General features: G+C 70.3%; 16 protein-coding genes. 4 read left to right on the plus strand and 12 right to left on the minus strand.

Annotated elements, in window-relative coordinates; all coding sequences use genetic code 11:
• The first annotated feature begins 269 nt into the window (after window positions 1–269).
• Window positions 270–1817 carry a beta-N-acetylhexosaminidase gene (locus ABZ845_RS21425; protein ID WP_360982098.1) on the plus strand — a complete coding sequence of 516 codons (1548 nt, stop codon included), beginning with the start codon at window positions 270–272 and terminating at the stop codon, window positions 1815–1817.
• Between the two features lie 152 nt (window positions 1818–1969).
• On the opposite strand, the gene ABZ845_RS21430 is transcribed toward ABZ845_RS21425, so the two are convergent.
• From ABZ845_RS21430 to ABZ845_RS21480, 11 genes are all read right to left on the minus strand, one after another.
• A complete protein-coding gene (locus tag ABZ845_RS21430; protein WP_360981980.1) occupies window positions 1970–3751 on the minus strand; it encodes an IucA/IucC family siderophore biosynthesis protein in 1782 nt (593 codons plus the stop codon).
• Complete coding sequence (locus tag ABZ845_RS21435) at window positions 3748–4296, minus strand: GNAT family N-acetyltransferase (protein WP_360981982.1); 549 nt, start codon at window positions 4294–4296, stop codon at window positions 3748–3750. Before ABZ845_RS21435 ends, ABZ845_RS21430 begins: the two co-directional genes overlap by 4 nt.
• The gene (locus ABZ845_RS21440) at window positions 4293–5576 is read right to left on the minus strand and encodes a SidA/IucD/PvdA family monooxygenase (RefSeq protein ID WP_360981984.1); all 1284 of its coding nucleotides are present in this window, start codon (window positions 5574–5576) and stop codon (window positions 4293–4295) included. The genes ABZ845_RS21435 and ABZ845_RS21440 overlap by 4 nt, the downstream gene beginning before the upstream one ends.
• Window positions 5560–7002 (minus strand): lysine decarboxylase DesA, encoded by a 1443-nt coding sequence (gene desA / locus ABZ845_RS21445; RefSeq protein ID WP_360981986.1) that lies wholly within the window; start codon window positions 7000–7002, stop codon window positions 5560–5562. Before desA ends, ABZ845_RS21440 begins: the two co-directional genes overlap by 17 nt.
• Window positions 7003–7315: 313 nt before the next feature.
• Window positions 7316–8101 (minus strand): hypothetical protein, encoded by a 786-nt coding sequence (locus ABZ845_RS21450; protein ID WP_360981988.1) that lies wholly within the window; start codon window positions 8099–8101, stop codon window positions 7316–7318.
• Between the two features lie 154 nt (window positions 8102–8255).
• Window positions 8256–13070 (minus strand): ricin-type beta-trefoil lectin domain protein, encoded by a 4815-nt coding sequence (locus ABZ845_RS21455; RefSeq protein WP_360981990.1) that lies wholly within the window; start codon window positions 13068–13070, stop codon window positions 8256–8258.
• Between the two features lie 515 nt (window positions 13071–13585).
• On the minus strand, window positions 13586–14635 hold the full coding sequence (locus tag ABZ845_RS21460; RefSeq protein WP_360981992.1) for an ABC transporter substrate-binding protein: 1050 nt from the start codon (window positions 14633–14635) through the stop codon (window positions 13586–13588).
• Window positions 14636–14858: 223 nt separating this feature from the next.
• Window positions 14859–16019, minus strand: coding sequence for an acyl-CoA dehydrogenase family protein (locus ABZ845_RS21465; protein ID WP_360981994.1), 1161 nt, complete (start codon window positions 16017–16019; stop codon window positions 14859–14861).
• A gap of 5 nt (window positions 16020–16024) precedes the next feature.
• On the minus strand, window positions 16025–16963 hold the full coding sequence (locus ABZ845_RS21470) for a hydroxymethylglutaryl-CoA lyase (RefSeq protein WP_360981996.1): 939 nt from the start codon (window positions 16961–16963) through the stop codon (window positions 16025–16027).
• On the minus strand, window positions 16960–18942 hold the full coding sequence (locus ABZ845_RS21475; protein WP_360981998.1) for a biotin carboxylase N-terminal domain-containing protein: 1983 nt from the start codon (window positions 18940–18942) through the stop codon (window positions 16960–16962). Before ABZ845_RS21475 ends, ABZ845_RS21470 begins: the two co-directional genes overlap by 4 nt.
• A gap of 9 nt (window positions 18943–18951) precedes the next feature.
• Window positions 18952–20568: a carboxyl transferase domain-containing protein gene (locus ABZ845_RS21480; protein WP_360982000.1), complete on the minus strand. Its 1617-nt coding sequence runs from the start codon at window positions 20566–20568 to the stop codon at window positions 18952–18954.
• A gap of 86 nt (window positions 20569–20654) precedes the next feature.
• Between ABZ845_RS21480 and ABZ845_RS21485 the strand changes: the two genes are divergently transcribed.
• The 3 genes from ABZ845_RS21485 (at window position 20655) to tesB (ending at window position 23617) form a co-directional block, all read left to right on the plus strand.
• Complete coding sequence (locus tag ABZ845_RS21485; RefSeq protein WP_360982002.1) at window positions 20655–21263, plus strand: TetR/AcrR family transcriptional regulator; 609 nt, start codon at window positions 20655–20657, stop codon at window positions 21261–21263.
• A 193-nt stretch (window positions 21264–21456) separates the two neighbouring features.
• Window positions 21457–22614, plus strand: coding sequence for an acyl-CoA dehydrogenase family protein (locus ABZ845_RS21490; RefSeq protein WP_360982100.1), 1158 nt, complete (start codon window positions 21457–21459; stop codon window positions 22612–22614).
• A gap of 136 nt (window positions 22615–22750) precedes the next feature.
• Window positions 22751–23617: an acyl-CoA thioesterase II gene (gene tesB, locus ABZ845_RS21495; protein ID WP_360982004.1), complete on the plus strand. Its 867-nt coding sequence runs from the start codon at window positions 22751–22753 to the stop codon at window positions 23615–23617.
• Window positions 23618–23677: 60 nt separating this feature from the next.
• Here tesB and ABZ845_RS21500 read toward each other — a convergent pair whose 3' ends face one another.
• Window positions 23678–24466, minus strand: a complete 789-nt coding sequence (locus tag ABZ845_RS21500; protein WP_360982006.1) for a phosphatase — start codon at window positions 24464–24466, stop codon at window positions 23678–23680.
• Window positions 24467–24478 lie beyond the last annotated feature (12 nt).

Here is a 24478-nt window from a genome sequence, read left to right on the forward strand (position 1 = left end):
CGCGCCCTTCGGGCGGCGCGCGTACGGCGGCAGGCGGTCCTCATGCCCGGTTGGCCGGGCCGGGGGCCGCCTGTCCGGTTCTCCCGCTTCTTGCGGATGGATTCGTGTCGCGAGGGGGATGGTTCTCGTGGTGATGCGAGAGAGTGGTCTATACCCATCGGGTCAGGGCCGGACGAGTCCGTGAGCGCTCGTCGTCCCGTGAACACTCGTCGAAGGGAGCGCTTGTGCGACCGCACCACAGAACGCCCCGACTGCTCGGCACGCTGCTGATGGTGGCTGCTGCCGGGCTCTGCGCCGCCGGGTCGGCACCCGCCGCCTCGGGCCGACCCGCCGCCGCACCCCTTGACCGGGTGCTTCCGGCGCCCGCCTCGGCCGAGCCCGGCGGATCCCCGTACCGGATCACTCGTGGCACGCAGATCCGCGTGGACGACTCGGGTGCGGTGCGCCAGGTGGGCGAATATCTCGCGAATGTGCTGCGGCCCTCGACCGGCTACCCCCTGCCGGTCACCACGCAGGGCACCGGCGGCATCCGGCTCCATCTCGCCGACGGCCCGTTCGGGAACGAGGGCTACCGCCTCGACAGCGGCGCCGGCGGCGTCACGATCACCGCGCTGAAGCCCGCCGGCCTCTTCCACGGAGTGCAGACGCTGCGCCAGCTGCTGCCCGCGGCCGTGGAGAAGAAGACCGTGCAGAGCGGGCCGTGGGCGGTCGCGGGCGGAACCATCAAGGACTCCCCGCGCTACGCCTACCGAGGCGCCATGCTCGATGTGTCCCGCCACTTCTTCACCGTGGCCCAGGTCAAGCGCTTCATCGACGAGTCGGCCCTCTACAAGATCAACACTCTGCATCTGCACCTCAGTGACGACCAGGGCTGGCGCATCGCCATCGACTCCTGGCCACGCCTCGCCTCCTACGGCGGCTCGACCGAGGTCGGCGGGGGCAAGGGCGGCTACTACACCAAGGCCGACTACCAGGAGATCGTCCGCTACGCCGCCTCGCGCTATCTGGAGGTGGTCCCGGAGATCGACATGCCGGGCCACACCAACGCCGCCCTCGCCTCGTACGCGAAGCTGAACTGCGACGGCGTCGCACCCCCGCTGTACACGGGCACCAACGTCGGCTTCAGCTCGCTGTGCGTGTCCAGCCAGGTGACGTACGGCTTCGTCGACGACGTCATCCGTGAGCTGGCCGCGATCACCCCGGGCCGCTACCTCCACATCGGCGGGGACGAGGCCCACTCCACCAGCCACGACGACTATGTGGCGTTCATGGACCGGGTGCAGCCGATCGTCGCCAAGTACGGCAAGACCGTCGTCGGCTGGCACCAGCTCACCGGCGCACACCCCGCCGAGGGGGCGCTCGCCCAGTACTGGGGACTCGACAGCACCAGCGCCGCGGAGAAGGCCCAGGTGGTCAAGGCCGCGCAGAACGGCACCCGGCTGATCCTGTCCCCGGCCGACCGGGTCTACCTGGACATGAAGTACACCAAGGACACCCGGCTCGGGCAGGACTGGGCAGGTCTGGTGGAGGTGAAGCGGTCCTACGACTGGGACCCCGGCACCTATCTTCCGGGCGCCCCCGCCGCGGCGATCGCCGGAGTCGAGGCACCGCTGTGGTCGGAGACGATCGTCACCAACGCCGACATCGACTACATGACCTTCCCGCGGCTGCCGGGGGCGGCGGAACTGGGCTGGTCCCCGGCGTCCACCCATGACTGGAACGCGTACAAGGTCCGTCTCGCCGCGCAGGCGGCGCGATGGGAGGCGCTGGGGATCGGGTACCACCGGTCGCCGCAGGTGCCGTGGCCCGTGGGCTGAGCGTTGTCCCTGCGGGGGCGCGGTGGATTTTTGCGCGGTTCCCCGCGCCCCTTGTCGGGTGCGTTGTCGCCTGCGGGTGCGTTGTGGTTTCGCGCGCGGTTCCCCGCGCCCCTGGTGGGGCGCGGGTTCGCGCTCGTGGGCCGGTGGGGCCTCTACAGGCCCGCGATCGGGTTGCTGAGGGTGCCGACCAGTTGCAGTGCGCCGGACGGGTCCGTCAGGTCCACCATCTGGCGGTTGTCGCGCAGTTGGAGGCGGTTGAGGCAGGAGAGGGCGAACTCGGGGGCGAACAGGTCGTACTGACGGAATCTGTCCGCCAGGTGCGGGTTCGCCTCCTGGTACTCGTGGGCCACCTCGGCGACCGTCCTCCAGAAGTCCTCCTCCGCCAGGACGCCTTCGTCGGCGAGATGCGCGGCCATGAACCGGAAGAAGCAGTCGAACACGTCCGTGAAGATCGGCAGCAGCCGCTGATCCTCCGGGACCTCGACGCGGATGCGCGCGACGTCCGGCGGGAGTGCCGCGTCCGGGTCCATGACCGCGATCTCCTCGGCTATGTCCTTGAGGACCGCCCGCTGCACGGCGCCGTCCTTCAGGACGAGGATGACGTTCTCCCCGTGCGGCATGAAGACCAGGTCGTAGGCGTAGAAGCTGTGCAGCAGCGGGGTGAGGTACGCCCGCAGATAGCCGCGCAGCCACTTTGCCGGCGCCAGCCCCGAGCGTTCGATCAGCGCACCCGCGAAGGACGCGCCCTCGTGGTCCACATGGGCGAGGGAGGCCATGGTCGCCAGGGTCTCGCACTCCTGGAGCGAGGGGACCGGGCTCTCACGCCACAGGGCGGCGAGCATCTTGCGGTACGGGGAGGAGCGGTCGGTGGCGGCCTCGTACTCCAGATGGCGGTATCCGACGGCCGCGCGCTCGCGGATGATGGTGACACCGGTCGACCTCAGGACCGGGTCACTGTCGATGAGCCGGGCCAGCCAGTCGTTGATGGCGGGGGTCGCCTCCATGTAGGCGGCCGAGAGCCCGCGCATGAAGCCCATGTTGAGGACGGACAGGGCCGTCTTCACATAGTGCTTGTCCGGGTCGCTCTTGTTGAAGAAGGTCCGTATGGACTGCTGGGCCAGGTATTCGTCGTCGCCCTCGCCCAGGCAGACGAGGTGCCGCCGGGCGACCTCGGCGGCGAAGGTGACGCTGAGCTTGTTCCACCACTGCCAGGGGTGGACGGGGATGAGGAGGTAATCATGGGGGTCCAAGCCCTGCCCGGACAGCCGCTCGTGGAAGCGCTCGACGGTCGCCGCGCCCAGTTCGTCCCGTACGAACGACGCGTACTCGATACCGGCGCCCGCCGTGAACGCGGCCCGTGATCGGTGCGCGGCCAGCCACACCAGCCGGACGGGGCTCGCCGTCTCGGGCGCGTAAGACAGGTATTCGTGGATCCCGAAGCCGAGACGCCCGTTGTTGGCGACGAAGCACGGATGGCCCTCGGTCATCCCGGCCTCGATGTCCTGGAACCCGCCGCGCGCGAGCTCGGCGGAGGTGATCTCCGGCTTGCTGAGCTTGTAGCAGGTGCTGGAGACCGTGGAGGAGATCTCCTCCAGATAGACGGGGAGCACCTCATCGCTCAGCCCGAGGGACCCCTTCAGCTCGATGAAGAAGTCCAGGACCGCCAGCTGGAGTTCCGCACCGTCGCGGCTGCGGCCGATCGAGTCCGGGTCGATGTGCCAGTGGTCGAGGCCCCGGCGGGTGGCGGTGAACCGGTAGCGGGTGAGCCCGTCGTCGCTGCGGACGGCGTATGTGTCGTCCCCGTCGGCCTCCCGCTGCGGTGAGATCAGCCGCTCGTGGGCGAACTCGGCCAGGGCCTTGCGGACCACGAGGCGGCCCGCGCGTTCCCAGCGCTCGGGGGTGAGGTGCGAGACGGCGTCGGCGAGGGTGGTCATACCGCCACCGCCTCGTCGAACTGCTCACGGGTGCAGAAGCTGAGCAGGGCCCGCTTCTCCGGCTTCTGGATCTCCCGCGCGGGCACGAAGCCGACGGTGGCGTTGAGCGCCTGGACGGCCGTGTTGCGGACATCGGGTTCGACGACGACGCGAGCGGTCGCCGGGTCGTCGAACAGATGTCGCATCACGGCGGTGATGACGGCGCGAGTGAAGCCGTGCAGGGGCGTGCCGGTGGGGGCGACAAGGAAGTGCATGCCGATGTCGCCGGGCCCTGGCTCATACAGGCCCACCAGTTCGCGACGGGCCGGGTCGTACTTCTCCATGAGGAAGGCCGGCTCGCCGTCGTGCAGACCGAGCAGGGCGTGGTGGTGCTCGTCGGCCGCGATCTCCATATAGGCGCGCTCGACGTCCTCCAGCCGGGCCCCCTGCATCATCCAGAAGGCCGCCTTGGGGTGGGTGACCCAGCCGTGCAGGAGTTCGGCATCCCTGAGCGGGTCGAGAGGGCGCAGGGTGAAGCTGCCGAGGGCACCGGTGGTCGAGCTCATACCGCGAACTCCTGGAAGGCGATGGACTTTTCGACGGGGTAGTACTCGGTGCCGAGCAGTTCCCTGATGATGTACGAGTTCCGGTACGGGCCCATGCCCAGGTCGGGGCTGGTGATGCTGTGAGCGTGGACCGAGGCGTTCTGCAGGAAGACGCCCCGGCCGGTCACGTCGACGGTGTAGTTGCGTGCGACGTCGAAGCTGCCGTGCGTGTCGTAGCGGAGCCGGTCGCGTACGGGCTCGAGGAACTCCGGCTCGACGTACTTGTAGCCGGTGGCGAGGACAAGGCCCTGGGAACGCAGCTCGTAGCCCGTCTCCTGTTCCTCCTGGCGGAAGCCGAGCGTGTAGGTCCCGTCGTCGTAACGGGCGCTGGTGAGGGAGGAGTTGGTGAGGAGACGGGTGGGGACGGGTCCGTCGAGGTTCTTCTGGTAGAGCATGTCGAAGATCTCGTCGATCAGGTCGCCGTCGATGCCCTTGAACAGGCCCTTCTGCTCCCCGGCGAGGCGGTAGCGGGTCCGCTCGGGCAGCGCGTGGAAGTAGTCGATGTACTCGGGGGAGGTCATCTCCAGCGTGAGTTTGGTGTACTCCAGCGGGAAGAAGCGCGGGGAGCGCGTGACCCAGTTCAGACGGTAGCCGTGGACGTCGATCTCGGCGAGGAGGTCGCGGTAGATCTCGGCGGCAGACTGGCCGCTGCCGACCAGGGTGATCGACTCCTTGGCCTGGAGCTGGTGCTTGTGGTCCAGATAGCGGGAGTTGTGGATGAAGTCGCCGCCCAGGCCGCGGCACGGCTCCGGGAGGTGGGGAGGGGTGCCGGTGCCGAGGACGAGACGGCGGGCCCGGTACACCTCGCCCGTGTGGGTGCGGACGGCGTAGACCTCGTCCCGCTCCTCGTACGTCACCTCCGTGACCGTCGTGCCGAAGCGGATGCTGCTCAGCTTGGAGGCGGCCCAGCGGCAGTAGTCGTCGTACTCGACGCGCAGCGGGTAGAAGTTCTCGCGGATGTAGAAGGAGTAGAGCCTGCCCTGTTCCTTGAGGTAGTTGAGGAACGAGTACGGGGAGGTCGGATCGGCCAGGGTGACCAGGTCCGACATGAACGGGGTCTGGAGGTGGGCGCCGTCCAGGAACATTCCCGCGTGCCACTCGAAGCACGGCTTCGACTCCAGGAAGAGGCCGTCGAGTCCGGCGATCGGCTCGGTGAGGCAGGCGAGGCCGAGGTTGAAGGGGCCGAGTCCGATCCCGACGAAGTCGTAGGCCGTGCGGGCGGGTTCAGGAAGCGCGGTCAAGGGACTCTCCCAGGTACTGCTCGGCGTGGCCGGCGATCAGGTCGAGCACGGCGGCGATGTCGGCGGCCGTGGTCTCGGGGTTGAGCAGGGTGAACTTCAGATAGTGGCGTCCGCCCGCCTTGGTGCCCGCGACCACCGCGTCACCGGAGGCGAACAGGGCCTTGCGGGCGTACAGATTGGCGCGGTCGATCACCGACGGGTCGGTGACGGCCGAGGGGATGTAGCGGAAGACGAGGGTCGACAGCTCCGGCCGGACCACCACGTCGAAGCGCGGGTCGGCGGCCAGCAGCCGCCAGCCCTGCTGCGCCAGGTCGCAGACCTCGTCGAAGAGCTGTCCGACGCCGTCGGCGCCCATGGTGCGCAGCGTCAGCCACAGTTTGAGCGCGTCGAAGCGCCGGGTGGTCTGCAGGGACTTGTCCACCTGGTTGGGGATGCGTTCCTCGGCCATGCGGCGCGGGTTGAGGTAGTCCGCGTGATAGGTCGCGTGGCGCAGCGTGGTGGCGTCCCGGACCAGCACGGCGGATGAACTCACCGGCTGGAAGAAGGACTTGTGGTAGTCGACGGTGACGGAGTCGGCGCGTTCGATGCCGGTGAGGCGGTCCCGGTGCTCGATGGAGGCGAGCAGACCGCAGCCGTAGGCGGCGTCCACGTGCATCCACACCCCGAACTGCGCGGACAGTGCGGCGATCTCGGGCAGGGGGTCGATGGAGCCGAAGTCGGTGGTACCGGCGGTGGCGACCACGGCCATGGGGATGAGCCCCTCGCGCGTGCAGCGCTCCAGTTCATGGGCGAGGGCGACGGTCTGCATGCGCTTGTCGTGGCCGACGGGAACGACGACCACCGACTCGGGGCCGAGACCGAGCAGTTTGGCCGACTTCTGCACGCTGAAGTGACCGGCCTCGGAGGCGAAGACACGCAGCTTGGCGGGGTCGTCGCTCTTGGCCTCCTCACGGGCCAGCAGCAGCGCCTGGAGGTTGGACTGGGTGCCGCCGCTGGTGAACACGCCGTCGGCCGCGGCGCCGAGGCCGATGCGCCGCGCGGTCCAGTCGATGAGCCTGCGCTCGATCAGGGTTCCGCCCGCCGACTGGTCCCAGGTGTCGAGGGAGGAGTTGACGGCGGACAGCACGGCCTCGCCGACGACGGCCGGGATGACCACCGGGCAGTTGAGGTGGGCGAGGTAGCGGGGGTGGTGGAAGTAGACGGCGTCACGGAGGTAGAGCTCCTCGAGCTCGTCCAGGACCGCGGTGGTGTCGTGCAGCGGGCGGTCCAGATCGACCCGTTCGATGCGGGGGGCGAGGGCGTCGACCGGGACACCGGTGAACGGACGGTCGGTGGCGGCGAGTTTGGCGGCCACCCGCTCGACTCCTTCGGTCACGGAGCGGCGGTAGTGCTCCGCGGTGAGGTCATTGAGCAGGTGCGAGCGCATGGTGGGGGTCCTCCCGGTGGGGACGGTCCGTGCGGGACAGGAGAGGGCGGAGGGTCGCCGTGAACATTAGGTTAGCCTAACCTAAATTCCTTGTCCTCGTCCGGGGTGGGATGTCGGCCGATCCGGTCGCCGCCAGCCGGACGCTCGCGGAACGGATGGCGCCAAAGCCCCCTGCCTTGACGCTCGTTACGAAGGGGTGAAGGAAACGGCGGGGCGGTTCACCCGGCCATGACGCCGCTCCTTAACGGGCAAATGTCGCCTGCCGCGGCACCAGACCCCGCTCCCTGATCCGGCCTGATCCAAACGAGAGGCCCTAGCTGTTGTCGCGGCGCATCTCGTCCCACGCCCGGTCGAGTTCGGCTTCACGTTCCGGGCGCAGCGCCCGCTGCAGCCGCCACTGTTCCAGCGTGAGCACGGGGGGCGCCTGCCAGGGCCCGGTGGCGTCGTCGTAGACGTACCGGCACAGCTCGCCCTCAGTGAAGAAGATCATCTCCTTCACCACGTAGTAGGGAGCCTCTGTCCGCCAGTGGCCGGCGTACCACCGCCCCCGGTCGTCCCGGTCGATGACCGTGCCCTCGCCGTCTCCCAGGTCGTCCAGATCCGTGATCCGGTACCTGGCTCGCCGGTCGGCCTTGCGCAGGGCGTGGTCGAGTTCGGCGCAGGTCATCACCGGCTCCCCGGCCTCTGCCCGCCGCCGCCACTCCCCGGCCCACCAGGCCCGGTCGGCTGCCAGTTCGGGCTCATCGGCCGCGATCTCGGCCTCGCCCTCCTGGCGAACCCGCTCGGCCTCGACCGCCCATGCGGCCTTCTCGGCGGCGAAGGCGGGCGCCGTGGTCCGGGTCAGCTCCCGGTGGAACACCTCACACGCCTCCTCCTCGGTGGCGAAGCGGCCCAGGATCCCCTCCCATCCGGGAACCACCTCCTCGCCTCCGACGACCACCCACCTGGCTCCGTACTCGGCGACCTCCCAGTCGGCGTTGCGCTTCAGCCGCACATGATCCTCGGCTCGGGAGGGCACGGCGGCCGATCCCGGGAGCCCATAGCGGCGCTCGTCCACCCCGGCCCGCCGCAGCGCGGCCAGCAACTCCCCGGTGTTCATGCATCCTCCTCACCCGGACCGCGTCCGGGGGCTCGCGGACAGACCGTACCCCGGAGGCCGACATCCGGCCTCCGGGGTACGGGGTGTGCTCTTCAGGGGTGTGCTCCTCAACGGTGCAGGTCAGCGCCGACAGCCGGCGACCTCACCAGCGGAGTCATGCTCCCGGGTAGGCGGTGTAGACGTACCAGCCCGGATCGTGGCCCTTGAGGCGCTTCAGAATCACGGTGTACTGATTGCCGGCGTCCTTCCAGCTGTCCTCACCGCCGTACCTGAGGAAGCGCTTGCCGAGCGAGGAGCCCTTGGCCCCGTAGAAGCCCGTGAGCGTCTTGGTGTCCGACGCCGTGCCCTTGCCGATATCGGCGAACCACTTGGTGAAGTACTTCGGGTTCTTCTTCACCGCCTGGGAGATGGCGAAGTCGACCACTTCCTGCGCGGTCCCGAGATCCTTCCACACGCTCGTGTACACCGGCTTCTCTTGCTTCGTGCTCTCCGCCAGGGACTTCACGTACGCGTCCTCATCGGAGATCGTGACGTGGTCCTTCACGGTGTGGGCCATCTCGTCGCCGAGCTTCTCCGCGTCCCCGACGAGGTCGGTGCAGTTGTGGACGAGGAGGTCGGCCCGTGCCGCCCCAGCGGTGCGCACATAGAAGGTGTGCGTACCTGCGACGGTCAGGTCGTACACCGTCCGGCCGAAGCCGTCGGCGCTGTGCAGGGCGGTGACCGCCCGCTCCGCTCCGTCGGAGGTCCGCATCCGGTCGCCCGGGTGCAGGTCACCGGCGAGTGTCCAGCCCCGGTCGCCCGCCCAGACACGATGGCTCGGGGTGGTGGTCAGGGTGGTGCCACCGGCGAGGGTGACGGTCACCAGCTTCCGGGTGGAGTGCGCGAAGGTGGCACTGACCGGGGCCACCTGCGACCGGCCGGTAGCGGGGTCGGTGGTCAGCAGCCGGTCGCCGGTACGGACCTGGTCGATCGCCTTGTGCGTGCCGCCGGCGAGCAGTACCTGGGTTCCGGCCGGGAAGCTGTTCACCAGGCAGGCGTCGAGGGCTCCCGCATCTGCTTCGACTTCCTCGTGGATGGCGTCCACGACGCCGCCCGAGAGCTTGAGCCCGTCGACGATCTTCCAGGCGTCGGCCACGCCCACACCGGTGTGCAGCGCGAGGTTGAGTGCCTTGATGGCCTTGACCGCGTCGGCGACCCAGGCGTCCGGAACGAACCAGCTCGCCGCCCAGGCGCAGCCGCTGACGCTGCCGTGGGAGCAGTTGACGAAGTCGCCCTTGAGGCCGTCCCAGAGGCTCTTGAGGACCGCGGAGTCGACCGTGCTGACAATGTCCCAGTTGCTGAAGTGATGCTTCTGCTCCTGGGTGACGCCCTTGTGGGTCTCGCTGCCGAGGAAGACGGTGTCGCTGTCCGGGCAGCCGGCGGCGTCCACGTCGGCCGGAGCCGCCGCGTCGTCGCACATATAGAAGTTGATCGTGACGTCGAAGGTCAGCAGGAACGTCACGTCGCAGCCGGAGTTGCCCAGGCCGAGCTTGCACTCGTTCTCGGGCTCGGGGTCCTTGGTCGGTGTGATCTTCTGGGTGGTGAAGACCCTGGGGACTCCGGTGGCGCCACCCTTGGACAGGTCCTCGGCGGACGCCTCCTGCATCGCCTTGGTAGCGGCCTGCTGGGCGGATTCGGCCTGCTTCTCGGCGTCCTTGGCGGCGGCCTCGGCCGCGTCGGCGTCCTTGTCGGCCTGGGAGGCGACCTCACGCGCGGTGGCGGCAGCCGCCTGCGCGTCGCCGGCAGCCGCCTGCGCCGCGTCCGCGTCGGACTCCGCCTCGTTCGCCGAGGCCCGGGCGGTGGCAGCGTCACTGGAGGCGGCGTCCGCGGCGGACTGCGCGGCTGCCGCGTCCGCGGTCGCCTGCGCGTCGTAGGCGACCGTCCGGGCCTCGCTGGCCTGCGCCTCGGCAGCCGCCTTCTGCGCCTGCGCCGCCGAGACGACGGCCTGCTGCGCGGAGACCTGGGCCTTGGCCGCCTGCGCCGCGGCGTCGGCGGCGGCGACCTTGGCGTTCTTCTCGTCGCCGCCGGCCGCGTCCGCCAGTGCCTGGGCCGACTGAGCGGCCTTTTGCGCCTGGTCGGCCTTGGCCTGCGCCATCGCCTGCTGCTGATCGGCGATCGACTTCGACGCCTGCGCGGTCAGTACCGCAAGACCCGCGGAGGAGTCGTTGTCGACGTAGGGGGCGCCGAGCTGGATGGCGTCGTTCGCCGAGTCGGTGACCTTCTGCGCCGCGTCCGACGCCGCGGTCGCGGCCTGTGCGGTGGTGTAGGCGAACCCGGCCGTGGTCGCGGCCCCCGACTGGGCCTGGGTGGCGTCCGCGCCCGCGGCGATCGCGTTCTTCTGCGCGTTCTCCGCGTCCGTCTTCGCGTCCGCGGCGTCCTTCTTCGCCGCGTCCGCGTCCGAGGACGCCTGGCTCGCGGCCTTGATCGCGGTCGCGACCGCGGCCTCGCTGGTGAGTACCGCCGCGTCGGCGGTCGCCTTCGCGGCCTTCGCGTCGTCCGCGTCCGACTGAGCGCGACGGGCAGCGGCCTCGGCGCGCGTCGCCGCCGCGTCCGCGGCCTGTGCCTCCTGGGTCGCCGCGTCCGCCGCGGTCGACGACTGGTCGGCGGCGGTGCCGGCCGCCGCCGCGTCCGCGTCGGCCTCGTCGGCCGCCGCTCGGGCGTCGTGCGCGTCGTCCTTGCTCTCCTCCGCGTCCGCGTGGGCGTCCGCCGCTTCGGCCTTGGCCCCCAGAGCGCTCTTCGCCTGCTGATCGTCCCAGGCGCGTCGGCGCGCGTCGGCTGCGGCAGCGTCGGCCTTCTCCGCCGCCGCGCGTTTCGTGGCCGCGGTCGCGCCCGCTGTCTGAGCCGCCGACAGGGCGTCATTGGCCGCCTTGTCATAGCGCTCGGCGTTGGCGCGGTCCTGCGCTGCCTGGGTCTGGTGGGCGGCGGCCTCGTTCTTCGCCGTCGCGGCCTTCGCCTGCTGCGCCTCGGCCGCAAGCCGCTTGGCGTGCGCCACGTCCGCCGCGTTCTTCGCGGTGCTCTCCGCCGTCTGCGCGGTCTTCAGCGCCGATTGCGCCTTGTCGTTCTGCGCGGCGGCGTTCTTCGCCTGCAACGCGGCACCCGCCGCGGCGGCCTTGGCCTGCGCGTCCGCCTCCTGAGCCGCCGCCAGATGGAATGCCGCCATCGAAGCCGACGCCTGGGTCTGCGCCTTCGCCTGGAGGGCCTTGGAGTCCTCGGCGGAGGCGGTGGTGGCGTCGTACGCCGTCTGGGTGGCACCCGTCACCGCCTTCAGCGCGGCGGCCGAGGCCATGGTGACCTGGGCCTCCTGCTGACCGGACAGCAGACCCCGGCCACGGGGTGAGCCCGCCGCGTCCGCGATCGAGTACGCCTGCTGCTCGGCGGCGGTGGTGTCGGTGGCCGCCTGCTGGGCGATCGCCAGCTGCTTCTGCGCGGTGGTCAGCTGGGCCTTCGCCGCGCTCTGCGCCGCGGGCAGCGCCTTCTTCGCCTGCGTGAACTGAGCGGCCGTCGGGTAGGACAGGCTGTCCGTGCCGGTGGCGGTGCCCGAGTTGTTCTGCTGGGCCACGAACAGCTGGCTCGTCCCCCCGGTGCAGGTCTTCACCGTGGTGTCCGCGCCCTTGGTCGCCGAGGCGTCCAGGCACAGCTTCGCACCCACGTTGTACAGCCGGGTCTGGCCCATCGTGGTCACGTACTGCCAGTGCTGCATCGACGAGCTGCTACAGGTGGACTGCACCACCTTCGAGCCGCTGGCCACCGTCTTGCTGGTGTCCACCGCCAGGCACTTGTGGCTGATCCCGTTGACCAGGGAGCCGTTCAGCACGTCGTTCTCGGTACTCGGCCGCCACTGCTGGGCCGCGGTGGAATTGCAGTTGTACGCCTGGACCGGACTGCCGCTCGCCGTTGAGGCGCCCTGGTCGTCCAGGCAGAACGTGGTCCCGCCCTTGAGCTGGAAGGTGATCGGGCCGGTGCCCGCCGCACCGGCACCCCCCGGCAGCCAGTAGGCCTGCCAGCGGGTGAGGTGGTCCGCCAGCCACGACTGGCCCAGGGACTCACTCAGTGCCTGCGCGCCCGACGCCAGCGCCGACGACGCCTTCGCGTTCGCGGCGAAGATCGCATCCCGCTGCTTGGCCACGGCGCCGACCTCGGCCTGCCACTCGTCGGAGGCCGTCTGCACCTCTTGGCCGAGCACGCTGTTCGGGTCCACCGGGTTGCGGTACTCGCACGACGCGAACCGCGACTTCAGGTCCTCCACGGCGATCCGGAACTCCACCGTGCCCGACTCGGGCGCGCTGCGCGGGAAGCCGCCGTTCTCCAGGAACATCCGGGTGTCGTCGGCGAACAGCGCGTGCGTGTGCGCCATGTCCCAGTACCAGGCGCTCCACTCCCGGTACTTCTGCTGGAAGTCGGGATCGTTGCCGTTGTCCGGCTTCGGATAGCGGGCGTTGCCCAGATCTGTGGCGGCCTTCGCCGACGCGTCGTTCGCCGGCGGCGAGGGCTCCTTGTAGAAGCTGTCCTCCTGCGTCCAGAACCGCTGGCTCAACCACGGCCCCACACCCACCGACTGGAAGAAGTCCGGATCAGGCGCCCAGTGGAAGTCCGCGTCCGACTTGAAGCCGCCCGGCACCGCCAGGCCGGACAGCGGTGCCTGCCAGGTCAGATGACGCTGGGACAGGCTGTCCATCAGCTTCGATGTCGCGTCGTTGTCAGTCTTGTACGCCGTCGACAGCGGCGTGGTGTCCCAGTAGTCGGCCGCCGCGGCGCTGTGGAGCGCGGTGGTGTCCGAGTCCAGGCCCTTCGCCGCCACCTGCTTCATCGTCGGGCCGCCGGTCCGCAGCACCGTGGACAGCAGGCACTGGTCCTGTCGTATCTGCTGCGCCGCCGTCGCGTCGTACGCGGGCGGGGTGCCCCCGCCGCCGCCCGGATCCTGGTCTGCCACGGCCGGCAGCTGGCCTACCGTCAGCACGGCCGCCGATATCAGCGCCGTTGTGGCCGTCAGCCGGCGCCAGGCCGACTGAGTCCGGCGTCCGGCCGGACCTCTGGAAAGTTTCACGTGTGTGCCACGCCCATCCCCGTCAAGGGCACGCACAGGCGCGCGTCGAGCACGGCGGCACCAACATCCCCCGCGCCTGCTCGCCCCCGTGCAGCGCCGAACCATGCGATCACCGGGGGCACCTGACAGGCCGCCGGTGGAGTGTTCGCTTCGCCTCGCGTGGCACTTGTAAGGTCGATGTAAAGGTCGCGCGAGGCGGATTCACAGCATGGCCACAACTGACCCTCGGGTCAACGTCTCAACGGGTCAACAGGTGTGACGTGCGGGAGATCACATTGCGGCTTCCGTGCGCCGACTTGGCGGCTGGGACGGCGCGCGGCCCCTCGCCTCGCGGCGACAAGTGGGGTGACGGCCAGGAGCGTTGAACCGAACCGGGGCCGTTCGCAGAGGAACGGGCAGGGTCAACCGACTTTCTTCGCCGTCTCGATCGCCTTCGCGAGGTTCTCGAGCAGCGGGGCGCACTTGTCGTACGACAGGATGGGCTCGGCGGCGCGTGGGACGACCTGGCCGGTCCTGACCGCGGGGAGCTTCTTCCAGGTCGCCTCGGTGATGTCGGCGGGCTGGATCGCCTGGGCGCGGTTGTCCATCATGATGACGTCGGCCTTGTACTTGTCGACGTTCTCCCAGCTCAGGTTCTCGAACCAGCCGCCGCTCGCCTTGAGCGCGGCGGGGGAGGGCTCGACGAAGTTCACGCCGAGCGCCTTGAAGTACTCCAGGTCGACGGAGAGGTTCGAGCCGGAGACATAGAAGACGTCCTGGCTCGCGGAACCGACCAGCACCCTGATGTCGGGCTTGGCCTTGGCGGCGGCCCGCAGCCCGGCGGCGGCGTCCTCGAACCGCTTCTTCGCCTGAGCGATCCTGGCGGACCTGGTGTCCGCGCCGAGCGTCTTGGCCAGTTCCAGCATGCGCTCCAGCGGCTGGGTCATCTGACGGTCGTAGACGGAGATGCCGACGCTGGGGGCGCCGAGGCCGAGGATCTTCTTCTTGGACTCCTCCGGGACGTACCAGAGGGTTCCGGTGTTGTCGAACACCGTGCTGACGAGCAGGTCGGGGGCGAGGGCCGCGTACTTCTCGATGTTGAACTGGCCCCACTCGTTGCCGAGGATCGTGACCTTGCTGATGTCGAGGTCGCCGGCCATGACGTCGGCCTTGCCGTCCTTGGTCTTCGTCGGCCCGAAGACGCCCTTCACGCTGACGCCGTAGTCGTGCAGAGCGGCGGCCACACCCACGTACGCCACGACGGCCGACGGGGTCCTGTCCGCCTTCGCGGTCCGACCGCGGTCGTCCTCGAAGGTCCAGGGGCCGGACTTGGCGGGGGCCTTGCCGCCGTCAGGGTCGGTGCCTTTGCCCTTGTCGTCACCGCAGGCCGCGAGCGCGGCGCCGAGGCCGAGGGCGCCGCCTGCGGCCAGGACGCCGCGGCGGGTGAGACGGGTGGCACGGGCGTTGGGCATGAGTGTGGCTGCTTTCGAACGGGGCGGAGCGTCCGCCGGGCAAGTTCGAAGCTAGGTTAGCCTAACCTTACTTTCTGTCCAGTGGGCAGTGGAGCAGTGGAGCAGTGGGGCAGTGGGGCAGTGGAGCAGTGGGGCAGTGGGCAACCGGGTCCGCCTGACCACTCCTCATATGCCAAAGGGCCCGCGCCTTGTGGGGCGCGGGCCCTTTGGCTGCCTGCCGGGCTCAGCCCACCAGGCCCAGCTCCCGGGCGATCAGCATCCGCTGCACCTCGCTCGTGCCCTCGCCGATCTCCAGGATCTTGGAGTCGCGCCACATACGGGCCACCGGGTACTCGTTCATGAAGCCGTAGCCGCCGTGGACCTGGGTGGCGTCGCGGGCGTTGTCCACGGCGACCGTGGACGAATAGAGCTTCGCCAGAGCCGCCTCCTTCTTGAAGGGCTCACCGGCGACCAGGCGGCTGGCCGCGTCGCGCCAGGCGAGACGGGCCGTGTGGGCCTTCATCTCCATGTCGGCGATCTTGAACTGGATGGCCTGGTTGGAACCGATCGGGCGGCCGAACGCATGCCGCTCCTTCGCGTACTTCACCGACTCGTCCACACAGCCCTGCGCCAGACCGGTCGCGAGCGCCGCGATGGCGATACGGCCCTCGTCCAGGATGCGCAGGAACTGGGCGTAGCCGCGGCCCTCCTCGCCGAGCAGGTTGGCGGCCGGGACGCGGACGTCCGCGAAGGACAGCTCACGGGTGTCCGAGGCGTTCCAGCCCACCTTCGAGTACGGGGCCGCCACCGTGAATCCGGGCGTGCCCGCCGGGACGATGATGGCGGAGATCTGCGGCTTGCCGTCCGGCTTGCGGCCGGTGACCGCCGTGACCGTCACCAGGCCCGTGATGTCGGTGCCCGAGTTGGTGATGAAGCACTTGGTGCCGTTGATCACCCACTCGTCGGTGTCCGGGTCCAGGCGGGCCGTCGTCCGGGTGGCGCCCGCGTCGCTGCCGCCGTCCGGCTCCGTCAGGCCGAACGCGCCCAGGATCTCCCCGGAGCACAGCCGGGGGAGCCACTCGCGCTTCTGCTCCTCGGTGCCGAACAAATGGAGCGGCATCGCACCGAGGGAGACACCGGCCTCCAGGGTGATGGCCACGGACGAGTCGACCCGGGCCAGTTCCTCCAGCGCGAGGCCCAGCGCCAGGTAGTCGCCGCCCATGCCGCCGTACTCCTCCGGGAACGGCAGCCCGAACAGGCCCATGCGGCCCATCTCGCGGACGATCTCGTACGGGAACTCATGGCGCTCGTAGAAGTCGCCGATCTTGGGCGCCACGACATCGTGAGCGAACTCCTCGACCGTGCGGCGGAGTTCCTCCAGCTCGGGGGACAGACGGTGATCCATGGCGGTCATTCCTTGTGGGAGAGGGCTCGGACGGTGCGGGACGGGCTGGGCCGGTCCAGGTGGGCGGCCATCCACACGCTCGTGGCGGTGAGCCGGTCCAGGTCGACCCCGGTGTCGATGCCGAGGCCCTGAAGCATCCAGACGAGGTCTTCGGTGGCGAGGTTGCCGGTGGCGGACTTGGCGTAGGGGCAGCCGCCGAGGCCTCCGGCGGAGGCGTCGACGGTCGTCACGCCGTGCTGGAGGGCGGCCAGGGTGTTGGCGAGCGCCTGGCCGTAGGTGTCATGGAAGTGCACGCCGATCGCGCTCGTCGGCACACGCTCCTCGTTCAGCTGGGACAGCAGGTCGAGGACGTGGCCCGGCGTCGCCACACCGATCGTGTCGCCCAGGCTCAGCTCGTCGCAGCCCATGTCCATGAGCGCCTTGCTGACGCGCACGACCTGGTGGATGGGGACCGGGCCCTCCCACGGGTCGCCGAAGCACATGGACAGATAGCCGCGGACATGCGCCTTCTGCTCCTTCGCGCGCCGGACCACCGGCTCGAACATGGCGAGCGCCTCGTCCACCGTGCGGTTGAGGTTGGCCTTCGCGAAGGACTCGGTGGCGCTGGCGAAGACGGCGATCCGGCGTGCGCCCAGTGCAAGCGCCCGGTCCAGGCCGCGCTCGTTCGGCACCAGGACCGGAAGCTCCACCGGCAGATCGGCCACCAACGGGTACAACTGCTCGGCGTCGGCGAGTTGGGGCACCCACTTGGGGTGGACGAAACTGGTGGCCTCGATGGTGGTCAGGCCCGCGCCGGCGAGCCGGCGGATGAACTCCGCCTTCACCTCCGTCGGCACCGCGCGCTTCTCGTTCTGCAGACCGTCGCGCGCACCGACCTCATGGATCCGGATCCGCGCCGGCAGGTCCTGGGCCGGTACGGCCATGGGCAGTCCCTGAGCGGTCATCCCCGAGCCTCCGTCTCCGCCTGCTGGTCCACCGACGATTCCGCCTGCTCGTCCTGCTCGTCCTCGTGCGGTTCGACCACGGCCAGCACCTGGTCCATGGCGACCGTCGTGCCTGGGGTGACGCCGAGTTCGGCGACGGTCCCGGCGTGCGGGGCGGAGATGACGTGCTCCATCTTCATCGCCTCGACGACAAGCAGGCTCTGCCCGGCGGCCACCGTGTCCCCGACCGCCACCTTCACGACGGTCACCGTGCCCGGCATGGGCGCGGTCAGCGAGTCGGTGCCGGAGCGCGCGGCACCGCTGAGCGACGCGGCGACCGGGTCGTGGTCGCGCACGTGCCAGGCGTCGCCGTCGCGGCCCAGCCAGTCGGCCGCGCGGTGGAAGGTGTGGCGGACCCCGTCCAGCACCACCGAGACCTGGTCCTCGGTGACCGTGTGCGTGCCTCTCGGGGCGTACTCCACCGGTTCGGACACGCGCAGCGGGAAGGCCACGGGCCGTGGCTCGCCACCGAGCCGCCAGCCGCTCGGCACGGAGAACGGGTCCGTCCAGCCCTTCCCGCGCGGCTGAAGCGCCTCCAGCCGTACGGCCGCCGCCGCCTCGTACACCTCCTCCGGCACCTCGACCGCGACGAGGCCGTCCACCTCACGCTCCACCAGCCCGGTGTCCAGCTCGCCAGCCACGACCGCGGGATGGGCCAGTAGTCGGCGCAGGAACCCGGCGTTGGTCTGCACGCCCAGGGTGACCGTCTGCGCGAGGGCCGCCCGCAGCTTGCGCAGCGCGGTCGCACGGTCCGGGCCGTGGGCGATGACCTTGGAGAGCATCGGGTCGTACAGGCTGCCGACCTCGGTGCCCTCGGTCAGGCCCGAATCGGTGCGCACACCGTCGCCCTGGGGCTCGTGCAGCGACAGCACCGTGCCGCCCGAGGGCAGGAAGCCCCGGGAGGGGTCCTCGGCGCAGATACGGGCCTCGACCGCGTGCCCGGTGAGCGTGATGTCCTTCTGCTCGAAGGGCAGGGGCTCGCCCGCGGCCACCCGCAGCTGCCACTCCACCAGGTCCAGGCCCGTGATCAGTTCGGTGACCGGGTGCTCCACCTGGAGGCGGGTGTTCATCTCCATGAAGCAGTACGCCGAGGGGTCCGCGCCCGGCACGATGAACTCCACCGTGCCCGCGCCCCGATACCCGCAGGAGCGCGCCGCCTGCACGGCCGCCTCGCCCATCGCCGCGCGCGTGGCCTCGTCGAGGAGCACGCTCGGCGCCTCCTCGATGATCTTCTGGTGCCGGCGCTGGAGGGAGCACTCGCGCTCGCCGAGGTGCACCACGTTCCCGTGGGCGTCGGCCAGTACCTGGATCTCGATGTGCCGGGGGCGGTCGATCCAGCGCTCCACGAGGAGCGTGTCGTCGCCGAAGGAGGCGCGTGCCTCGCGCCGGGCGGCGGCGATCTCGTCGGACAGCAGCCCCGCGTCCCGTACCAGCCGCATGCCCTTGCCGCCGCCGCCCGCCGACGGCTTGAGCAGCACCGGCATGCCGATCTCATGTGCGGCGTCGGCCAGTTCGGCGTCCGTGAGCCCGCTTCCGCTGGATCCCGGAACCACCGGGACCCCGGCCACCCGGACCGTCTCCTTGGCGCGGATCTTGTCGCCCATGAGCGCGATCGCGTCCGCGGGAGGCCCGATGAACGTGAGCCCCGCCTCGGCGCAGGCGCGCGCGAACGCGGCGTTCTCCGCGAGGAAGCCGTACCCCGGATGCACCGCCTGGGCCCCGCTGCGGGCGGCGGCCTCCAGCAGCCGCTCCACCGACAGATAACTCTCGGCGGCGGACGCCGGGCCGATCCGTACCGCCGTGTCGGCCTCACGGACGTGCCGGGCGTCCGCGTCGGCGTCGGAGAAGACGGCCACCGAGCGCACGCCCATCGACCGCAGCGTACGGATGACGCGTACGGCGATCTCGCCCCGGTTGGCCACAAGCACCGTGTCAAACATGGCTCCCCCTCACATCCGGAAGACGCCGAACTGGGGGTCACCCAGGGGCGCGTTGGCACATGCGGTCAGGGCGAGGCCCAGCACCTGCCGGGTCTCCACCGGGTCGATCACGCCGTCGTCCCAGAGGCGGGCCGTCGCGTAGTAGGCGTTGCCCTGGCGCTCGTACTGGGCGCGGATCGGAGCCTTGAAGGCGTCCTCGTCCTCCTGGGGCCAGGTCTCCCCGCGCCCCTCCAGCTGGTCGCGCTTGACGGTCGCGAGGACGGAGGCGGCCTGCTCGCCGCCCATCACCGAGATCTTGGCGTTCGGCCACATCCACAGGAAGCGCGGGGAATAGGCACGGCCGCACATCGAGTAGTTGCCGGCGCCGAACGAGCCGCCGATGACGACCGTCAGCTTCGGTACGCGCGTGCAGGCGACGGCCGTGACCATCTTGGCGCCGTGCTTGGCGATGCCGCCCGCCTCGTAGTCCCGTCCCACCATGAAGCCGGAGATGTTCTGCAGGAACACCAGCGGGATGCCGCGCTGGTCGCACAGCTCGATGAAGTGGGCGCCCTTCTGGGCGGACTCGGAGAACAGGATGCCGTTGTTGGCGACGATCCCGACCGGGTGTCCGTGGATACGGGCGAATCCGGTGACGAGGGTCTGCCCGAACTCCGCCTTGAACTCGGCGAACCGCGATCCGTCCACCACGCGCGCGATGACCTCGCGTACGTCGTAGGGGGTGCGGGAGTCGGCCGGCACCGCGCCGTACAGCCCGTAAGGATCCGCCTTCGGCTCCTCGGAGGGGACGACCTCCCAGGGCAGGGGTCCCCGGGCGGGGAGCGTGGAGACGATGGTGCGCACGATCCTCAGCGCGTGCGCGTCGTCCTCCGCCAGGTGGTCCGTCACGCCCGACACCCGCGAGTGGACCTCGCCGCCGCCCAGCTCCTCGGCCGTCACCACCTCACCTGTGGCCGCCTTCACCAGGGGGGGGCCGCCCAGGAAGATCGTGCCCTGGCCGCGCACGATCACGGCCTCGTCGCTCATCGCGGGGACATACGCCCCGCCCGCCGTGCAGGAGCCGAGGACGGCCGCGATCTGGGGGATCCCGGCGCCGGACATCCGGGCCTGGTTGTAGAAGATCCGCCCGAAGTGCTCGCGGTCGGGGAAGACCTCGTCCTGCATGGGCAGGAAGGCGCCTCCGGAGTCGACCAGATAGACACAGGGAAGGCGGTTCTCGAGCGCGACCTCCTGGGCCCGGAGGTGCTTCTTCACCGTCATCGGGTAGTACGTGCCGCCCTTGACCGTGGCGTCATTGGCGACGATCACGCACTCACGTCCGCTGACCCGCCCGATCCCGGCGATCACGCCGGCGGCGGGCGCCTGCCCGTCGTACATCCCGTCGGCCGCGAGGGGTGCCAGTTCGAGGAAGGGCGACCCCGGATCCAGCAGGGTGTCCACCCGGTCGCGCGGCAGCAGCTTGCCGCGCGACGTGTGCCGCGCACGGGCCTTCTGGCCACCGCCCAGCCGGGCCGCGGCCAGTTTGGCGCGCAGCTCCTCGCCCAGGGCGCGGTGCGCCTCCTCATTGGCTCGCCAGGCCTCCGACGCGGGGTCTGCCGCGCTCGTCAGCTCCGGTGCCTCCTGCATGGTGCGGTCCCCTCACGGTGTTAATGAGCGTTAACGCATTTCCTTCAGGTTAACGACCGCTAACCTCCCTGTCTAGAATCGATTTCATGGCCACGAGAACCGACGCTCCCACCCGTCGCGAGCAGATCCTCAAGGAGGCCGCGCGGCTGTTCGCCGAGCGCGGTTTCCATGGCGTAGGGGTCGACGAGATAGGGGCCGCGGTCGGCATCAGCGGCCCGGGCCTGTACCGGCACTTCGCCGGCAAGGACGCCATGCTCGCCGAACTGCTCGTGGGGATCAGCGGGCAACTGCTGACCGGGGCCAGGCGGCGGGTCGCCGAGCTCGACGGAGAGCCCGCGGGGCGCGACCCCGAGGCGGTCCTCGACTCGCTCATCGAGGGGCACATCGACTTCGCGCTCGACGACCGGCCCCTGATCACCCTGCACGACCGCGAGCTGGACCGCCTGCGGGACAGTGACCGCAAGCTCGTGCGCCAGCTTCAGCGGCAGTACGTCGAGCTGTGGGTGGAGGTCGTGCGCCAGATGTATCCACAGCTCGCGGAGCCGTCCGCCCGCTCGGCGGTGCACTCGGTCTTCGGCCTGCTCAACTCGACCCCGCATCTGGGACGCCCGGGAGCGCTGCCGGGGCGCGGGGCGACGGCTCAGCTGCTGCACCGCATGGCCCGCGGCGCCTTCGAGGCCGCCGGAACGGACTGAGCCCGCCGCTCCGTGAGCGTGACGAGCGTTACGCGTTGGTTGCTCTGGACGACCGTCGTGACTGGCCGGTAACCTACGACTGAGCAAGCGCTTAGCCATGGGGCCGCAACCATCGATTGAGGAACCCGGACGGCGAGCAACCAGGTACGCGAGAGCGGCGCCGGTTCAGGCGTGAAGAAGGGCGGTGGCGGCGGTGCGCCGTACGGTGTTCAACGAGGATCATGAGGCGTTCCGGCAGACTCTGCGCGCCTTCATCGAGGCCGAGGTCGTGCCGGTCTACGACGAGTGGTTCGCCGCGGGCCAGGCGCCGCGCGACTTCTACTACAAGCTCGCCGAGCTCGGCGTCTTCGGTATCCGTGTCGACGAGGAGTACGGCGGCGCGGGCATAGACTCCTACAAGTTCGAGGCCGTCCTCTACGAGGAGACGGCCCGCGCGGGCGTCCACTTCGGCGGCTCCGGCGTGCACGTGCTGCTCGGCCTGCCGTACATCAAGCTGCTCGCCACCGACGAGCAGAAGAAGCGCTACCTGCCGAAGTTCGTCTCCGGCGAGGAGATGTGGGCCATCGCGATGACGGAGCCGGGCACCGGTTCCGACCTCGCGGGCATGAAGACCACCGCCAAGCTCTCCGAGGACGGCACGCACTACGTCCTCAACGGCGCCAAGACCTTCATCACCGGCGGCGTGCACGCCGACCGCATGATCGTCTGCGCCCGTACGGCCGCGCCCACCGCGGAGGACCGCCGTCACGGCATCTCCCTGTTCGTCGTGGACACCAAGGCCGAGGGCTACTCGGTGGGCCGCAAGCTGGACAAGCTCGGCCTCAAGACCTCCGACACGGCCGAGCTGGCCTTCGTCGACGTCAAGGTGCCGGTCGAGGACCTCCTCGGCGAGGAGAACAAGGGCTTCTACTACCTCGGTCACAACCTGGCCTCCGAGCGCTGGGGCATCGCCTTCGGCGCCTACGCGCAGGCCAAGGCCGCCGTCCGGTTCGCCAAGGAGTACGTCCAGCAGCGCACCGTCTTCGGCCAGCCCGTCGCGTCCTTCCAGAACACCAAGTTCGAACTGGCCGCCTGCCAGGCCGAGGTGGATGCCGCCGAGGCCGTCGCCGACCGCGTGACGGAGGCCCTCGACGCCGGCGAGCTGACCCCCGCCGAGGCCGCCAGCGCCAAGCTGTTCTGCACCGAGGTCGCCCACCGTGTCATCGACCGCTGCCTCCAGCTGCACGGTGGCTACGGCTTCATGAACGAGTACCCGATCGCCCGCCTGTACGCCGACAACCGCGTCAACCGCATCTACGGCGGCACCAGCGAGATCATGAAGTCGATCATCGCCAAGGACATGGGCCTGTAAGACTGGCTCGAGAACCCGCGAGGTCACCGCGCGGTGGACGCGGCGGCAACCGACGTCGGCAGCAGCCGGCCGAGGCTGCGCCCGGCCACGCCACCGCGCGGTGGGAACCGACATACGAGGCGGTAGAGACCGACGTATGAGCCAGGCACTCCAGTCCCTGCTCGATCTGCTCGACATCGAGCGGATCGAGCAGGACATCTTCCGCGGCCGGTCCCGGTCCGCCATCGTCCCGCGGGTCTTCGGCGGGCAGGTGGCGGCCCAGGCGATGGTCGCCGCCGGGCGTACGGTCCCGGAGGACCGGTCCGCCCACTCCCTGCACGCCTACTTCCTGCGTCCCGGCGACCCGGGCGCCCCCATCGTCTACACGGTCGACCGCATCCGTGACGGCCGCTCCTTCACCACCCGACGGGTGGTCGCCGTCCAGCACGGGCAGCCCATCTTCCACCTCTCCGCGTCCTTCCAGACGTACGAGGAGGGCATGGACCACCAGACCCCGATGCCGCCCGCCCCGGACCCCGAGACGCTGCCGACCTCCGAGGAACGGCTGCGCGGCTACTCCCATCTGCCCTCCGCGGTCGTGGAGAGGCTGCTGGAGGCGCGTGAGTCCGTCGACCTGCGCTACGTCGACGAGCCTCCGTACGGCAAGTTCGGCGAGCCGCGCGAGCCGCACTCCCAGGTGTGGTTCCGCACCAACGGCAAGCTGGACGACGACCCGCTGCTGCACGTCGTCCTCGCCACCTACGTCTCCGACATGACGCTCCTCGACTCCATCCTGCTCGCGCACGGCCGCGGCGGCTGGGCCGTCGGCGATGTCGTCGGGGCCTCGCTGGACCACGCGATGTGGTTCCACCGCCCGTTCAGGGCCGACGAGTGGCTCCTGTACGACCAGGAGTCCTCGTCGGCGCACGGCGGGCGCGGCCTCGGCCAGGCCCGTATCTACACCCAGGACGGCCGGCTGGCGATCTCGGTGATCCAGGAGGGCGTGGTCCGCATTCCGCGGTGATCCGGCCGCGCATGGGGCCCTCCCACCGCAAGGGCCCCACGTGGCGTTTCCGCCGGACCGTCAGGCCAGTCCCGCCGCGTTGAGCAGATAGGCCGTCATCGGGTCGTAGTGGCGGGGGCTCGTGACATGGTCGTCCAGGGGCACCGTCACCTGGACCGTCCCCTCCGCCTCGGCGAGGAACAGCGCCGGGTCGTTGGAGTCGGCGTACCCGACGGCGTCGATCCCGAGCCGGCCCGCACGGCCCGCCCAGCCGTGGTCGGCGACCACCAGGTCGGGCAGCGGGCGCCGTTCGCGGTCCAGGCCCCTGAGGATCTCGTGCATCGGCTCGCCGGAGTGCGTGTGCCAGAGGCTGGCGCCGTGCTCGAGGACGGCCACGTCCGCGAACTGCATCACGTACCCCTCGTCGGTCACGAGCCCGTCCGGGATGACGACGATCTCGCAGCCCGCGGCGCGCAGCGCGGCGGCGGTGGCCCGGTGCACATCGAGGAGTCCGCCGGGGTGACCGGTGGCCAGCAGGACCCGCTGCTTCCCGGCGGCGGCCTTGCGCAGCCGCGCGGCGAGCCGGTCCAGGGCGTCGACCGTCAGCTCCGGGTCGATGGTGTCCTGCCCGTACCGGTGCTCGGGGTCGTCGCTCACACCGCAGCGCTCCGCCATGACCGCGAGGACGTCCTGCTCGTCGCTCCACCGGTCGCCGAGTTCCAGGCCGAGCCAGTAGTGGCGGTCGCCGTTCGCGAGCTTGCGGTAGTGCGAGAGGTTGTTCTCGCGCGGGGTCGCGACGTCGCCCGCGATACGGGTCCGTACGAGGTGGGCGATGAGCTCGGCACGGCTGGGGATCCCGGGTATCGGCATGGCAACCATTCT

It is taken from the genome of Streptomyces sp. NPDC047022 (assembly GCF_040644155.1).
Lineage (GTDB): Bacteria > Actinomycetota > Actinomycetes > Streptomycetales > Streptomycetaceae > Streptomyces.

Bases quoted from the DNA above. Each gene is read 5' to 3' on its own strand.
- ABZ845_RS21425 (WP_360982098.1), top strand. From the start codon at position 270: ATGGTGGCTGCTGCCGGGCTCTGCGCCGCCGGGTCGGCACCCGCCGCC.
- ABZ845_RS21430 (WP_360981980.1), bottom strand. From the start codon at position 3,751: ATGACCACCCTCGCCGACGCCGTCTCGCACCTCACCCCCGAGCGCTGG.
- ABZ845_RS21485 (WP_360982002.1), top strand. From the start codon at position 20,655: ATGGCCACGAGAACCGACGCTCCCACCCGTCGCGAGCAGATCCTCAAG.
- desA (WP_360981986.1), bottom strand. From the start codon at position 7,002: ATGCGCTCGCACCTGCTCAATGACCTCACCGCGGAGCACTACCGCCGC.
- ABZ845_RS21480 (WP_360982000.1), bottom strand. From the start codon at position 20,568: ATGCAGGAGGCACCGGAGCTGACGAGCGCGGCAGACCCCGCGTCGGAG.
- ABZ845_RS21460 (WP_360981992.1), bottom strand. From the start codon at position 14,635: ATGCCCAACGCCCGTGCCACCCGTCTCACCCGCCGCGGCGTCCTGGCC.
- ABZ845_RS21475 (WP_360981998.1), bottom strand. From the start codon at position 18,942: ATGTTTGACACGGTGCTTGTGGCCAACCGGGGCGAGATCGCCGTACGC.
- ABZ845_RS21500 (WP_360982006.1), bottom strand. From the start codon at position 24,466: ATGCCGATACCCGGGATCCCCAGCCGTGCCGAGCTCATCGCCCACCTC.
- ABZ845_RS21470 (WP_360981996.1), bottom strand. From the start codon at position 16,963: ATGACCGCTCAGGGACTGCCCATGGCCGTACCGGCCCAGGACCTGCCG.
- tesB (WP_360982004.1), top strand. From the start codon at position 22,751: ATGAGCCAGGCACTCCAGTCCCTGCTCGATCTGCTCGACATCGAGCGG.
- ABZ845_RS21435 (WP_360981982.1), bottom strand. From the start codon at position 4,296: ATGAGCTCGACCACCGGTGCCCTCGGCAGCTTCACCCTGCGCCCTCTC.
- ABZ845_RS21450 (WP_360981988.1), bottom strand. From the start codon at position 8,101: ATGAACACCGGGGAGTTGCTGGCCGCGCTGCGGCGGGCCGGGGTGGAC.
- ABZ845_RS21465 (WP_360981994.1), bottom strand. From the start codon at position 16,019: ATGGATCACCGTCTGTCCCCCGAGCTGGAGGAACTCCGCCGCACGGTC.